Consider the following 14,241-nt stretch of genomic DNA (forward strand, 5'->3'; position numbering starts at 1 on the left):
CGAAGGCCGCGTCTCGCCGAGCGAGACGCGGCCTTCGTGCTGTGTGCACCGCGCTCAGCGCGGCAGGGTGAAGCCGACGCCGAACCGCGTCCGGGCGGCCCACAGCTCGTACGGGGCGAGGACGCCCGGGCCGCAGGACGCGGTGCCGATGCCGTGGTGGGCCGCGTCCAGGTCGAGGTGGAGCACCTCGCCCGGGGTCAGGTCGGCCGGGTGCCGGGCGGCCTCCAGCTGCCCGGTGGTCCAGCGGCGCGCGGTGAGCGCGAAGGCGGGGCGGCCCTCGACGCGCAGCCCGCCGCCGTCCGGGCCGCGCAGCTCGGCCCAGCGGACGTCGCCGCGGCTGCCGTTCTCCTGCGGGAAGACGTACGGCGTCTGGAACTCCTCCACGGTCGTCGCCCAGCGGCCGGTGCGCGCCGCGCGCCGGGTGTCGGGGTACGACTCGCCGGGGCCGCCGCCGTACCACTCGATCCAGTCGAGCGGCGCCCGTACGCCCATGGTCAGCCCGAGCCGGGGCAGCGGGCAGGGCCACTCGCCGTCCGGGGCGATGTCGACGGCGAGGTCGAGCCGGGTGCCGTCGCCGGTCCGTTCGCTGGTCCAGCGGTAGCTGACCAAGAGGCCGAAGAAGCCGCCGGGCGGCGCCACCCGCGCCGTGACCACCAGCGACTCGCCCTCCACCGCGACGCCGTCGCAGCGGTGCCGCATCCGGTCCAGGGCGTGGCGGCGCCACTGCGCGGCGAGGGACTTCGTCTCGTCCGGGCCCCGGTCGTTGTCGGTGGTGGCGCGCCAGACGTTCAGCCGGGGCGGGACGGCGATGGGCAGCCCGTGGAGGGTGCGGAGGCTGCCGTCGAGAGGGTCGAAGGTGGCCGGGCCGAGGGTGATGACGTCACCGGTGCCCTCGGCGCCGGGGGCTGCGGGGGCGCGTATGGGGGCGATGCGCGCCCCGGGCGTACGCGTCACAGCGGGCCCCCGGGCCCGCGCCTGGCCCCACGCCACCTCGTGGCCCGCGGGCGCCCAGGCGGTGTCGGCCGCCAGGACGGCCCGTACGGTCCACCACTCCTCGCCTTCGGACTCCCCGCCGACCGCCTCCGGCAGCGCCACCTCGGCCGACTCCCCCGGGGCGAGCGGCGGCACGTCGAGGGCGCCCTCGGCCACCCGGCGCCCCTCCACCTCGCGTGACCAGCCGAAGGCGAGCCCGGTCAGGTCGATGACGTCGTACTTGTTGGTGACGCGGACGGTGCGGGCGGCCGCGTCCACGCAGATCCCGACCGGCTCGACCACCTTCTTGTACTCCAGCAGCCCCGGGGACGGCGTCCGGTCGGGGAAGAGCAGGCCGTCCGCGCAGAAGTTGCCGTCGTGCAGTGGCTCGCCGAAGTCGCCGCCGTACGCGAAGTACGGCCGCCCGGCGGCATCCCGGGCACGCAGCCCGTGGTCGATCCACTCCCAGACGAAGCCGCCCTGCAGCCGCTCGTACGTCTCGAACAGCCGTTGGTACTCGGTGAGGCCGCCCGGTCCGTTGCCCATGGCGTGCGCGTACTCGCACTGGATGAACGGCAGGGTGCGGCGGCGGGCGTCCAGCCGGGGGTCGTCGAGCGGCTTCTCGGCGCGGCGGCCGATCGCCTCGACCTCCTCGTGCGAGGCGTACATCCGGCTGTAGACGTCGGTGTGCTCGCAGGACCAGTCGCCCTCGTAGTGGATCAGGCGGTCCGGGTCACGGTCCCGGATCCAGCGGGACATGGCGGCCAGGTTGCGGCCGGTGCCGGACTCGTTGCCCAGCGACCACATGATCACGCTGGGGTGGTTCTTGTCCCGCTCGACCATCCGGGCGGCCCGGTCGATCAGGGCCTCCTCCCAGTCCGGGTCGTCGGCGGGGTTGCCGCGCCAGCCGCCGTAGATGAAGCCGTGGGTCTCCAGGTCGGCCTCGTCGATCACCCACAGCCCGAACTCGTCGCACAGGTCGAGGAAGGCGGGGTCCGGCGGGTAGTGGCTGGTGCGGACGGCGTTGATGTTGTGCCGCTTCATCAGCAGCACGTCCTCGCGCATCGTGGCGTACGGGACGGCGCGGCCGTGGTCGGGGTGGAACTCGTGGCGGTTGACGCCGCGCAGCAGCAGCGGCCGCCCGTTGACCGTGATCACCCCGTCCTCGACGGCGACGGTGCGGAAGCCCAGGCGCAGCGGGACGCGCTCGCCGTCCGTCGTGAGCGTCGCCTCGTACAGCCGGGGCGCCTCGGCGGACCAGGGCTGGACGCCGGGGACGGTCGAGGTCTCGCCCGTCGCGAGGGTCAGGCCCAGCTCGGGGACGGTGACGCGGCCGGACGGGCTCGCGTCCACGCGCAGTGTGCCCTGACCGGTGCGGTGGTCGTATCCGGCGTGCACGAAGACGTCCACGACGGCGGCCTCGGGCCGGTGGAGGAGCGCCACGCCACGGAAGATCCCGGCCAGCCACCACATGTCCTGGTCCTCGACGTAGCTGCCGGAGGACCACTGGTGGACGCGTACGTCCAGCACATTGCCGTGGCGCCGCAGATCGGCGCCGGTGTCGAACTCGTGCGGCAGGCGGCTGCCCTTGGCGGTGCCCAGCTCCCGGCCGTTGAGGCGGACGCGGTAGCAGGACTCCACGCCGTCGAAGCGCAGCAGAGTGCGGCCGTCGCCGGGCTCCGGCCAGTCGGCGGGGAGGTCGAAGACGAGGCGGTGGTCGCCGGTCGGGTTCTCGGTGGGGAGGTGGGGCGGGTCGACCGGGAAGGGGTAGCGGATGTTGGTGTACTGCGGGGCGCCGTGGCCGTGCAGGGCCCAGTGGGAGGGGACGGGGAGCTTGTCCCAGGTGCCCCCTTCCGCCTCTTCCTCCGCCTCTTCCGCCGCCTCTGCCGCCTCCGCGTGGGCCACGGTGGGGAAGAGCCGGAAGTCCCACTCGCCGTTCAGGGACAGGGTGCGCGCGTCGGACCGGAAAGCGGCGCGGGGCGCGAGTGCTCCGGCGCCGGGCGAGGGGTCCTCGTAGTACGCGGTCATGGCTCGATTTGAGCGTCGACGCGTGTTGATCATTGTGGGAATGCCTTCCGCCGCAAGGAGAGATGCCCTGCTCAGGCAGGGATACGGAAGCGATGGTTCCGACTTAGCAAACAACACCGCACAGGGCGAAACAAGTATTGACAGCCACCCCGGAGCGCTCTAGCGTCCCGCCATCTGGTTCGCGAATATAACCAGTGTTCATCTATGCGAACGGGCGGTGGCCATGTTCAGACACTCAGCCACGACGAGGCGACTGGCGCCTCTGGCGTGCGTGGCACTCGCCGGTTCCCTCGTCGCCGGATGCGGCGCGAGCACCAGCGGCAGCGGCGGCGGGAGCGCCAAGGGCCCACTGGAGGTGTGGACCCGCAGCGACGCCGTGGACGCGAAGGCCTACAAGAGGATATTCGCCGCCTTCACCAAGAAAACCGGCATCAAGGTCGATTACAAGCCCGTCGTCGACTTCGACAAGCTCCTCCAGCAGCGCGCCGCCTCCAAGAACCTGCCCGACGTCACCGTCAACGACATGGGAAGCCTCGGGAACTACCAGTCCCAGGGGCTGCTCCAGCCCATCGACCGGAAGGCTCTCGCGGGCACCTCCGACATCACCGGCACCGCCTGGTCCGGCGCGGTCGGCACCGACGGCAAGGTCTACGGCATTCCGTTCTCCCGCCAGGCCCAGGGGATGTTCATCCGCAAGGACTGGCTGGCGAAGGTCGGCATGAAGGCCCCGAAGACCTGGGCCGAGCTGCTCGACGTCGCCAAGGCGTTCACCGACAAGGACCCGGACGGCAACGGCAAGAACGACACGTACGGCCTGCTGGTGCCCGGCTCCACCAACAACGGCTACCTCGCCTGGTTCGCGTCCAACTTCATCTGGCAGGGCGGCGGCGACATCGTCGCCTCGCGCGGCGGCGGCAAGTACGAGGCGGTCGCCGACTCCCCCGCGAACGTCAAGACCGTCACCTGGCTCAAGGGCCTGTACTGCTCCAGCAAGGTCACCCAGCCCGGCTCGCTCACGATGACCACCGGCGACTCGTACCCCTTCTTCACGCAGGGCAAGGTCGGCATCTCCCTCACCGGCCCCTATGAGTTCCCGCTCTTCGACAAGACGCCGGGCAAGGACAAGCTGGAGGTCATCCCCGCGCCCAAGGGCCCGGACGGCAACACCGTGCTGGCCGAGGGCGAGAACGTCTATCTGATGGCGGGCTCCAAGAAGGCCGAGCAGCAGCGCAAGCTCGCCGAGTTCCTGATCAGCCCCGAGGCGCAGAAGCTCGGCATGACCGCCCCCGACGCGCCCGTCGTCCGGCTGTCGGTCAACACCAAGGTGGACACCGGAAAGGTCTACAACGACCCGCGGTGGAAGATCTTCTCGGACGCGTACGCGAACGACTCCAAGCCCTTCCCGTCCGCGATCAACTACCAGCCCATCCGGCAGGACACCGCCGAGTCGCTGAACAAGCTCTTCGCCACCTGCGGGTCCAGCGTCAAGAGCGGGCTGAGTGAGCTGAACTCCACCCTTCAGCAGGAGCTGAAGTCCCAGGGAGTGGCCAAGTGACCCAGCCCCTGGGCCACTCGGGGACCACGGCGGCCGCCGTCACCAGGACGGCGGCCGAGGGGGCCTGGCCCGGGGCCGCCGAGGCCACACCCCCGCCCGCCGGCGCCACGGCCCCGCCCGCCCCGGCGGTGAAGCGGCGCCCACGGGGCCGCCGTCCGACCGCCTCGTCGTGGGTCCCCTGGCTGTTCGTGGCCCCCGCCCTGCTCCTCTTCGTCGTCTTCAAGTACCTGCCCATGGCCAAGGGCGTCCAGCTGAGCTTCTACGACGTGCGGCCGTTCCTCGGCAATCTGTGGGTGGGCCTGGCCAACTACCGGGCGGTCTTCGCCGATCCGCAGTTCCAGGCCGCGCTCGGCCACACCGTGCTGCTGGCCGTCGGCGGAACCATCGGCTCCGTCATCGTCGGCTTCGTCCTGGCCCTGCTCCTCGAAGGCCCGGCGCGCTCCCTGTGGTTCATGCGCTCCGCCGTCTTCCTGCCGGTCGTCACCGCCACCGCCGTCGTCGGCGAGATCTGGCGGCTGCTCTACTACCCGACCAGCGCGGGCTTCCTCAACACCGTCCTCGGCTTCCTCGGCATCGGCCCGCTGCACTACCTCGACCACACCAGCTCGGCGATCTGGTCCGTCATGGCGGTCGCCGTCTGGACCGGCGGCCCGTACAACATGGTGATCGTCCTCGCCGGGCTCACCCAGGTCGACCGCGGGCTGTACGAGGCGGCCGCCCTCGACGGCGCGAACACCTGGCAGCGGCTGCGCCACATCACCCTGCCCGCGCTGCGCCCCGTCGTCACGATCCTGCTCACCCTCGCCGCCATCCGCGGCTTCCGCACCTTCACCGAGGTCTACGTCCTCACCGGAGGCGGACCCGCCGGATCCACCGATGTCTGGATGACCCGGATCTACCAGCTCGGATTCACCCGCAACGAGATCGGTGTCGCCTCCGCCGCCGCCACGCTGCTGTTCCTGGTCACGGTGTGCCTGACAGTCGCGATGCAGTGGTACCAGCGACGGAAGGAGGCCCGGCCGTGACCCTCTCCCTTGCTGCCAAGACTTCCAAGCAGCGCCCGGGCGTCGGCGTCTCGCAGAGCGTCGAGACCGCGCTCGGCTGGCGCACCGGCCGCAGCCACCTGCTGAGCATGGCGCTCCGGGCCCTGCTGTGCCTGCTCGCGCTCGCCATCTTCGCCGGGCCGCTGATCGTGCTGTTCTCCGGCGCGTTCGACAACAACCCCGATCCGACGAAGCTGAACCTCGTCCCCAACTCCCCGACCCTGGAGAACTTCAAGGTCGCGGGCGAGCGGGACGTCTGGCACTACCTCGCCAACTCGCTGATCGTCGCGGGCGGCGCGCTGCTGCTCCAGGTCAGCGTCAGCGTCTTCGCCGCGTACGCCCTGGCCCGCAAGCGGTTCCGGGGGCGGGCCATCCTGTCGCTGCTCTTCCTGACGACCATGATGCTGCCCGAGGAAGTCATCGCGATCCCGCTCTCGCTCGTCCTCGGCGACCTCCCGGTCGTCCATCTGAGCCTCAAGGGCACCCTGCTCGGCATGATCCTGCCGCTCGGCGCCTGGGGATTCTCGATCTTCGTGATGACCGAGTTCATGCGGGAGCTGCCCGCGGAGCTGGAAGAGGCCGCCAAGATCGACGGGGCCGGGGAGTGGCGCATCTTCGCCCAGGTCGTGCTGCCGCTGTGCCGCCCGGCGCTCGGCGTGATCACCGTCTTCGGCTTCATCATGATCTGGGACCAGTACCTGCTGCCGCTGATCGTCGCCAACGACCCGTCGGACTACACCCTGTCCGTCGCGCTCTCCACGATGCGCAGCGACACGATCGGTCCGGGTCTGGTGCTGGCCGGTTCGCTGCTCGCGCTCATCCCGAGCCTGATCGTCTATCTGCTGCTGCAGCGGTCGCTGATCCGCGGCATGACGGCGGGAGCGCTGAAGGGCTGACGCCCGCCCCCACCACTACCGATGAGGTGCCGCATGTCCCCTTCTTCCCCTCCCTCCCCTTCTTCCCCTCCGAGACTCACCGGAGTGCTCTTCTTCCCCGTCACGCCCTTCGCCCCGGACGGCACCGTCGACGAGAAGACCCTCGCCACCCACATCGAGCAGGGCGTCGCCGCCGGGCCGGGCGGGGTGTTCGTCGCCTGCGGCACCGGCGAGTTCCACAGCCTGGAGCCCGGCGAGTACGAACGCGTCGTCCGCGTCGCCGTCGAGGTCACCGGCGGCCGCGTCCCCGTCTACGCCGGCGCGGGCGGGCCGGTCACGCTGGCCGCCCAGTTCGCGCGCGCCGCCGAGCGGGCCGGTGCGGACGGGCTGCTCCTGCTGCCCCCGTACCTGGTCACCTTCCCGCCCGAGGGCCTGGTCCGCTACGTCGAGCAGGTCACCGCCGCCACCCCGCTGCCCCTGATCGTCTACCAGCGCGGCAACGCCGTCTTCACCCCGGAGACCGCCGCCCGCGTCGCGTCCATCTCCGGGGTGACCGGCTTCAAGGACGGCACCGGCGATCTCGATCTGATGCAGCGCATCGTGCTCACCGTGCGCTCCACGGTCGGCGAGGACTTCCAGTTCTTCAACGGCATGCCCACCGCCGAGATGACCGTCCCCGCCTACCGGGCCGTCGGCGTGGACCTCTACTCCTCCGCGGTCTTCTGCTTCGCCCCCGAGGTCTCCCTCGCCTTCCACCAGGCGGTCGGCTCCGGCGACACCGCGACGGCGGAACGGCTGCTGGCCGAGTTCTTCCAGCCGCTGGTCACCCTGCGGGACAAGGTCCCCGGCTACTCCATCTCTTTGATCAAGGCGGCGGTGCGGCTGCGTGGGCTGGACGTCGGCGGGGTACGACCGCCGCTGGTGGACCCGAGCGGGGACCACCTCGCCGAACTTCAAAAGATCATCGACGCCGGAATCGGACAGGTGTGACAACACGTATGCGCATCAAGGACCTGGTGATCACCCCGATCGCCTTCCGCGACCCGCCCCTGCTCAACGCGGACGGCGTCCATGAGCCATGGGCGCTGCGCAGCATCGTGCGGCTGGTGACGGAAGACGGGGTGACGGGCCTCGGCGAGACGTTCGGCGACACCCTCCACCTGGACCGGCTCGCGGCGCTGCGCCCCCATCTGGAGGGCCTGAGCGTGTACGCGCTGGGCGAGCTGTACGAGAAGGCGGCGGCCCTCTTCGACCACGCGGGCGGCAAGATCTCCTCCTTCGACCTCGGCCGGGTGCACGCCGCCGTCGAGGTCGCCTGCCTGGACGTCCAGGGCAAGCTGGCCGACCGCCCGGTGAGCGACCTGCTCGGCGGCGCGGTCCGGGACTCCGTCCCGTACAGCGCGTACCTCTTCTACAAGTGGGCCGGGCACCCGGACGCGGAGGAGGACGAGTGGGGCGCGGCGCTCGACCCCGAGGGCGTCGTGGCGCAGGCCCGCCGCATGATCGACCGGTACGGCTTCGGCTCGATCAAGCTCAAGGGCGGCGTCTTCCCGCCCGACCAGGAGATCGCCGCCATCCACGCCCTCCGCGAGGCGTTCCCCGACCATCCGCTGCGGCTCGACCCGAACACCGCCTGGACGCACGAGACCTCGCTGGAGGTCGCCCGCGCCCTGGACGGCGTCCTCGAATATCTGGAGGACCCCACCGGCGGCATCCCCGGCATGGCGCGGGTCGCCGCCGAGTCGCCGCTCCCGCTGGCCACCAACATGTGCGTGGTCGCCTTCGACCACATCCCGGCGGCCGTCGCGCAGGGCGCGGTGCAGGTCGTGCTCGGCGACCACCACTACTGGGGCGGGCTCACCCGCACCCGCCACCTCGGCACCCTCTGCGACACCTTCGGGCTCGGCATGTCCATGCACTCCAACTCGCATCTGGGCATCAGCCTCGCCGCCATGACCCACCTCGCCGCCGCGACCCCCAACCTGACGTACGCCTGCGACACCCACTACCCGTGGAGCGCCCAGGACGACGTGGTGCGGCCGGGCGCGCTGACCTTCGTGGACGGCGCGATCCCCGTCCCCACCGGCCCGGGCCTCGGCGTCGAACTGGACGAGGACGGCCTCGCCCGGCTGCACGAGAACTACCTGACCTGCGGGCTGCGGAAGCGGGACGACACGGGGTACATGCGGCGCGTGAACCCGGACTTCACGGCGGGCCTGCCGCGGTGGTGACGGCGACGGCCTATCTGTACCCGTGGGACGTGGTCGGCGACCCGGCCGCCGCCGAGCGGATCGCGGCCCTCGGGGTGGACGCGGTGGCGCTGGCCGCCGCGTACCACTCCGTACGGGCCGCCACCCCGTTCCACCCCGCGCACCGGGTGGTCGACGCGCACCACGCCGCGCTGTACCTGCCGGTGCGGGGCGAGGCGTGGTCCGGTTCCCGCCTGGTCCCGGGCACCCCATCGTGGATGCCGGGCCCCGACTCCTTCCTGGCGGCCCGCGACGCGCTGCGCGCCGTGGGTCTCCCGGTCCACGCCTGGACGGTCCTCACCCACAACACCCGCCTCGGCGGCGCCCACCCCGACCTGGCCGTACGGAACGCCTTCGGCGACCCGTACCCGTACGCCCTGTGCCCCTCGTCCGCCGAGGTCAGGGCGTACTGCGCCACGCTCGTGCGGGAGGTCCTGGCGCTGGGCGAGCCGGACGGCCTGGTCCTGGAGGCGTGCGGCCCCCTGGGCCTGGGGCACGGCGGCCACCACGAGAAGACGGCGGGCGCGGACTGGGACGCTTCCGTGGACCGCCTCCTGTCGTGGTGCTTCTGCGCGGCGTGCCTGGCCCGCTACGAAGCGGCCGACCTGTCCCCGTCCCGCCTCCGCCACCAGGTCCGGCGGGCCGTGGACGAGGGCACGCCCCTCTCCCCCACCCTGGTATCGACCCTGCGCGAGATCCGCACCGCCCTGACCGCGGACCTGCGCCGCGAGGTGCTGGCGGCCGCCTCCGGACCCCTCCCCCTCCCCCTGACCCTGCACGCGAGCGCGGACCCCTGGGCCACGGGCCCCTTCGCGACGATCGCCGGGGACCACGTCCCCCCGCCCGTGGACACCCTGGTCGCCTCCGCCTGGACCAGCGCCGACCAGGGCGCCGAGGCCCTCACCGCCCTGCGCCCCCTGGCCGCCCCGGCCACCCGCCTCGCCGCCTACGTCCCGGCCCTCCCGCCCCGCCCGGCGGACCCGTCAGCCCTGGCCGCCGAATGGACCACCTGCCTGACAGCGGGCGCGGACGAGCTGCACCTCTACCACGCGGGCCTCGCCTCCCAGGCCCGCCTGACCGCCATCCGCACGGCTCTCGACGCGGTCAGGACAGGGCCTGAGGTCTGATACGCTGATCCAGCGACATCGACGCGGGGGAAAGCGAAAACTTCCGCCGAGAAGATCGCAGGTTGTACGACCTCCCGACGGAAACCCGTTAGGCCCGTACGCCGCCTTGTGCGAGACTCGTTCTCGCACACACGCAAGGTCCTGTGGAGCAGTTTGGAGTGCTCGCCACCCTGTCAAGGTGGAGGCCGCGGGTTCAAATCCCGTCAGGACCGCTGCGGCTGGGTAGCTCAGTTGGTACGAGCGTCCGCCTGAAAAGCGGAAGGTCGCCGGTTCGACCCCGGCCCCAGCCACCGCCGAGAAAGCCCCCTCCCGGTTCGCCCGGAGGGGGCTTCTTCGTGCCGGTGACGCCTACGGCGCCGGATCTACGCAGGCCCCGACGTGCGCCACGGTGCGGACGGCGCGAAGGGAGCCGCGTTCGGGCCACCGAGCTACGGGGCGATGCCCGTACCGTCGCACCGGTTACACCCCACCGTGAACACCTTGCCGCCCGGTTCCACGAAAACGGTCGCGGGAAGACCGCGGCGCCTCTTGCAGCCGCAGGCCTCATCCGGTCGCCGGGCCGGGGCCCGGAGCTGATCCACGAGTTCCACGAGATCGACCCTCTCGGGATTCACCCACTGCTCCAAGGCGACCACCTCCTGTGACGATGGTACGGGTGCGACGCCCGGTCGCTCAGCCCTTCGTTCAGTTCGGACCGCTCGGGCCATCGCCGTCCGGGTCGCCGGTACAACTGCCCTCGGGGCCGCCGGGACCGTGCTGGCAGCTGGCCGCGACCGGGATGGAGCTGTCGGTCGGCGCCAGCCACAGCGCGTCGTCCCCAGGGAACCCGGCCTCCACGATGCGCTGCTGGGTCTTCGTCAGCGCCTCGGGATCGCGCCGCTCCGGGTCCGGTGCCTCCGGCACCTGGTGAACGAAGGCGCCGAGGCGCTCGCACGGTTGGCGGTACGTGCGGGTGTGAAGGATCAGGGCGTGCCACCCCTCGTCCACCACTCGCGACGGGGCGAGCGGCTGGGACGCGTCCGCGGCGGCCGCGACGAACTTCACCGCTTCGTCGACGGTCCGCCCTGCCGTGCCCTCGTCCATGCCGGGGTTGTTGCGCAGAACGGTCTCCACTACCTCGGCCCGCTGTGGCCGGTCGAGTAACGCAGTAACGTCACGCATGTGCCTTCCTCTCTCTGAGTTGGGGTGGTGCACGGTTTCCGTCCCGGTCACCAGCCGCCCAAGCGCGCGATCGGGGCGGGCCTTGTCTCCGACGGGACCCGGCACCGTGCCGGAGACCCGTCGCTCTGCGGTCGGCAGCCGTGGCGGGGCATGACCGTCCGGACGCCTACAGCTCATCGGCCGCGCTCTGCGGGGCGGTGGTGGGCGAGGAGGCTGGCGTCGAAGGGGTCGCGCTGCTTCGGGAAGGTGGGTGCGCAGTCGGGACAGGCGTAGACCGTGCCCCCACCGGCGCTCGCGCCGTACCCAATCGCGACCACGACCGGCTGCCTGGTGGTCGTCTGGCAACGGGCGCAGACCTGAACGCTCACCGGGCCGTCGCCCCCTCGACCGCGATCGCCCGCGCCAGGGCATCGCGAAGCCGTGCGGGGTCGGTGAGGTACCGGTCCGGCCCCACCGGAACGCGCCAGTGCAGACGCGGACCACCCCTCCAGTCCACGGGCGGCACGCCCACGTACGTAACCTCGGCACCGTGCGCGCCCAGGGCCTGCACCTGCTGCAAGCCTCGCCAGTCCTGGGCATGACCCGCCGGGATGAGCCAGTACATCAATCCGTAGTCGGCGATGACGGCGCCGGACGCGTCGCCGAGTAACTGCAGTGCCCGTTCACCGATCTCGGCAGGGGCACGCAGGACGTCCCAGTGAGGGCCGACCTTGACCATCTCGACGTCGCTGCCGCGCGGCGGCGTCCAGGGAGCGGGTGTTGTGGATTGCGTCTGCACGGGGTCTCCCGGCGTCATCGGTGAGCAGGTGATGACCGACCGTAGGAGCGCCGGGAGCGGGGTAGGGGCAGGATTCCTGCCCCTCGAACCTTCAGGCGGCCAATACTCCGATCTTCACGGCCAGTTCGGCGGCGCGGTGGCGTTGCACCGGGGACTTCGACTCGGTCTCTTCCAGGACGATGCGGCGGGCGTAGCCGTTGTAGCGGATCGTCTCCGGCGCGGCCTCGTACGCCTTGTCCAGCGTTGCCAGAGCGGTCTCCGGCTGCCCGTCCAGCTGGTAGCCCCTGGCTTCCTCGATCCGGTGCCGGGCTCGCCGTGGCCGCGACGGAATCGTCCTGGCGTCCGCCTTCGCCGCCTGCCGTACGGACTCCCCGCCCGCGTGCAGTTCGACCGCGACGGTGACCGCGTGCGCGCCCATGACGGCCCGGGAGAACGACGTCGCTGGGTGGTAGTAGTCGGCGGGGAGCCGCTTGGCCACCTTGCGGGCGGTGTCCCAGTAGTTCCAGGCGGTGCCGGTGTCGCCGCGTCGGGCGGCGGTGTACCCGGCTTCGAACCGCAGGGCGCCAGCGATGGCCCGTACGTCGTCCGACGCGTCCGGCAGCAGCGGGGTCAGGTAGCGCAGCGTCTTGAGGGTGACTGCGTCGGCCGCGTCGAAGTGGGCGGGCCCGCTGTCGCGGTGGGCCTGAGCGGTGAGCCAGGCCGCGACGCCGATGGCGTGCGGGTCCTCGCTCTCCTGGGCGGCGACCATGCCGCGCTCGGCCGCGCGCCACAGGAGGGCGGAGTCGGGCTGGTAGGCAAGGAAGAACTGACTGAGGCCGTAGACCTCAGCGAGCACGGCCTGCGCCGCACGCCGTTCGGGAGCCCGGTCGGCCTGGCGGACGGCGAGTTGCGCGTCCTGGATGAGGTCCGGCAGAAGACCACCGATCACCTCGCGGTGATTGGGTGCGGAGTGGCGGGCGGACCAGGCGCTCGCGAGGCGAGCCCTCAGGTGCGCGGCCGAAGGCGCCTCGCGATCGGTGGCGAAGGGGAAGTCGTCGATCGCGTCCCGCACGGCTGGCAGCTTGGCGTGGCCGGGGCCGATGAAGAGGTCGACGGGCATGGCCTGGTCGCCCGTCAGTTCACCGAGGTTGCGCACGCGCAGCACCTCGGCGACGCGCAGGATCATGGGCAGCCCAGGGGTGTGGAGCGTGCCGTTCTCCACCTGCTTCACCCAGCTCGGGGACTTGTCGAGGAGACCGGCGAGGACGGTACGGCTCATGCCTCGACGTGTACGGAGGACCTGCATGCGCTGGCCGAAGACCAGCGGGTGGTCCATCGGGTCCGGAGTGACATCAGATGGCATGGCCTTGCCCCTCTCTGTCCAGCTCGTCGCTGCCAGGGTATGAGGCAAGGCCCTTGTCATGTGAGGCCGTTCACCCGCGGGCCGGATGAAAACCCCGAAGACAACGAGGGGACACGGCCCAGCGCCAAGAGACGCCAGCGGCGGGTTGATCAGACGTTGGCGCAGATCACGTAGACGCTGATGCCCACGTTGTCGGTGTCGGTCTGGCGGCCCAGGCCGATCCAGCCGGTTCCGTCTTCGGTGGGGAAGCTGCCGACGAGGATCGCGGTGTTGCCCCGGGCCTCGGCGCCGCCGCCGAGGACCTTCTTGCCGTAGGGGCAGTACACCGTGCGCCGCTCGAAGTTGGGGACGTTCTCGTTGGACAGGGTGACCCGCTCGTATCCGGGCACTCTCTCGTCGTCGGGGTGGTGGCCCTTGTGGGAAACGGGCCGTCTCGTGCGACTGGCAGGACGGTTTGCGGACGGCCGGTGGGATCACCGCCGGGCTGCTGGTGTGGGGGATGCTCACGCTGGTCGGGCTGGCGGCCGTGCTGGCCGCGTCGGCCGTGGCGTACACCGTGGTCAAGCTGGCCGGAGCCGCGTATCTGATCGTGCTCGGGGTCCAGTCGCTGCTGCGCAGCCGTCGCGGCCGGGCCGGCTCTCCGGCGGCGGCAGGGGCTGCTCCAGGGGGTAACCCCTGGCGTACGGGGCTGGTCAGCAACATCTTCAACCCCAAGATCGCCGTCTTCTATACGGGGCTGCTGCCGACGCTCGCTCCCGCCGGGCTCTCTCCCCATCTGGGGATGGCGGTGCTGGTGCTGCTGCACGCGACGATCACCGCCGTCTATCTCGGCGGCTACGTGATGCTGCTGGCCAAGGCGCGCGGCTTCTTCGAACGGACCGCCGTGCAGCGCGCCTTGGACCGGGTGACCGGTGTCGTCCTGATCGGGTTCGGGGTCAAGGTCGCCACGACGCGGGCGTGACGGCGGCGGCAGTTACCGGGGGGAACTCCTGTTTCCGGCGGAGCCGCTGCCCCAGAATCGGAAGCCACGGGCCGTCAGAGGGAGAAGTGGCATGTCACGGGGATGGAAGATCACGCTCATCGTGATGGCGGCGGGCGTCGCCGGATGGTT

The 14,241-nt window shown here is 71.5% G+C and carries 13 protein-coding genes and 2 tRNA genes; 9 read left to right on the top strand and 6 right to left on the bottom strand.

Annotated elements, in window-relative coordinates; translation table 11 throughout:
* Positions 1-54: 54 nt before the first annotated feature.
* A complete protein-coding gene (locus tag ACZ6CL_RS30485; protein WP_468941400.1) occupies positions 55-3,000 on the bottom strand; it encodes a glycoside hydrolase family 2 TIM barrel-domain containing protein in 2,946 nt (981 codons plus the stop codon).
* Between the two features lie 271 nt (positions 3,001-3,271).
* Here ACZ6CL_RS30485 and ACZ6CL_RS30490 point away from each other — a divergent pair, with 271 nt between their 5' ends.
* From ACZ6CL_RS30490 to ACZ6CL_RS30525, 8 genes are all read left to right on the top strand, one after another.
* Positions 3,272-4,555, top strand: a complete 1,284-nt coding sequence (locus ACZ6CL_RS30490) for an ABC transporter substrate-binding protein (protein WP_468941403.1) — start codon at positions 3,272-3,274, stop codon at positions 4,553-4,555.
* The gene (locus tag ACZ6CL_RS30495; RefSeq protein ID WP_468941406.1) at positions 4,552-5,580 is read left to right on the top strand and encodes a carbohydrate ABC transporter permease; all 1,029 of its coding nucleotides are present in this window, start codon (positions 4,552-4,554) and stop codon (positions 5,578-5,580) included. Before ACZ6CL_RS30490 ends, ACZ6CL_RS30495 begins: the two co-directional genes overlap by 4 nt.
* A gap of 107 nt (positions 5,581-5,687) precedes the next feature.
* A complete protein-coding gene (locus ACZ6CL_RS30500; protein WP_468941608.1) occupies positions 5,688-6,494 on the top strand; it encodes a carbohydrate ABC transporter permease in 807 nt (268 codons plus the stop codon).
* 33 nt (positions 6,495-6,527) lie between these two features.
* The gene (locus tag ACZ6CL_RS30505) at positions 6,528-7,463 is read left to right on the top strand and encodes a 5-dehydro-4-deoxyglucarate dehydratase (protein ID WP_468941408.1); all 936 of its coding nucleotides are present in this window, start codon (positions 6,528-6,530) and stop codon (positions 7,461-7,463) included.
* 8 nt (positions 7,464-7,471) lie between these two features.
* Entirely contained in the window at positions 7,472-8,704 is a 1,233-nt protein-coding gene (locus tag ACZ6CL_RS30510) for a glucarate dehydratase family protein (RefSeq protein ID WP_468941411.1), read from the top strand.
* Positions 8,698-9,849 carry a hypothetical protein gene (locus ACZ6CL_RS30515; RefSeq protein ID WP_468941413.1) on the top strand — a complete coding sequence of 384 codons (1,152 nt, stop codon included), beginning with the start codon at positions 8,698-8,700 and terminating at the stop codon, positions 9,847-9,849. Before ACZ6CL_RS30510 ends, ACZ6CL_RS30515 begins: the two co-directional genes overlap by 7 nt.
* Positions 9,850-9,986: 137 nt before the next feature.
* Positions 9,987-10,061: transfer RNA gene (locus ACZ6CL_RS30520), tRNA-Asp, on the top strand.
* A 4-nt stretch (positions 10,062-10,065) separates the two neighbouring features.
* Positions 10,066-10,139 (top strand) — tRNA-Phe (locus tag ACZ6CL_RS30525).
* A 394-nt stretch (positions 10,140-10,533) separates the two neighbouring features.
* Here ACZ6CL_RS30525 and ACZ6CL_RS30530 read toward each other — a convergent pair.
* The 5 genes from ACZ6CL_RS30530 to ACZ6CL_RS30550 all read right to left on the bottom strand — a co-directional run bounded on the left by ACZ6CL_RS30530 (position 10,534) and on the right by ACZ6CL_RS30550 (position 13,519).
* Positions 10,534-11,010, bottom strand: a complete 477-nt coding sequence (locus ACZ6CL_RS30530) for a glycine-rich domain-containing protein (RefSeq protein WP_468941416.1) — start codon at positions 11,008-11,010, stop codon at positions 10,534-10,536.
* 173 nt (positions 11,011-11,183) lie between these two features.
* Complete coding sequence (locus ACZ6CL_RS30535; RefSeq protein WP_468941419.1) at positions 11,184-11,327, bottom strand: hypothetical protein; 144 nt, start codon at positions 11,325-11,327, stop codon at positions 11,184-11,186.
* Between the two features lie 47 nt (positions 11,328-11,374).
* Positions 11,375-11,806, bottom strand: coding sequence for a hypothetical protein (locus tag ACZ6CL_RS30540; protein WP_468941422.1), 432 nt, complete (start codon positions 11,804-11,806; stop codon positions 11,375-11,377).
* A 73-nt stretch (positions 11,807-11,879) separates the two neighbouring features.
* Entirely contained in the window at positions 11,880-13,130 is a 1,251-nt protein-coding gene (locus ACZ6CL_RS30545) for a helix-turn-helix domain-containing protein (protein WP_468941424.1), read from the bottom strand.
* A 149-nt stretch (positions 13,131-13,279) separates the two neighbouring features.
* On the bottom strand, positions 13,280-13,519 hold the full coding sequence (locus ACZ6CL_RS30550; protein ID WP_468941426.1) for a hypothetical protein: 240 nt from the start codon (positions 13,517-13,519) through the stop codon (positions 13,280-13,282).
* Here ACZ6CL_RS30550 and ACZ6CL_RS30555 point away from each other — a divergent pair.
* Complete coding sequence (locus ACZ6CL_RS30555; RefSeq protein WP_468941611.1) at positions 13,510-14,091, top strand: LysE family translocator; 582 nt, start codon at positions 13,510-13,512, stop codon at positions 14,089-14,091. The genes ACZ6CL_RS30550 and ACZ6CL_RS30555 overlap by 10 nt on opposite strands.
* Positions 14,092-14,241 lie beyond the last annotated feature (150 nt).

The organism is Streptomyces sp. NPDC041200 (genome assembly GCF_055591805.1).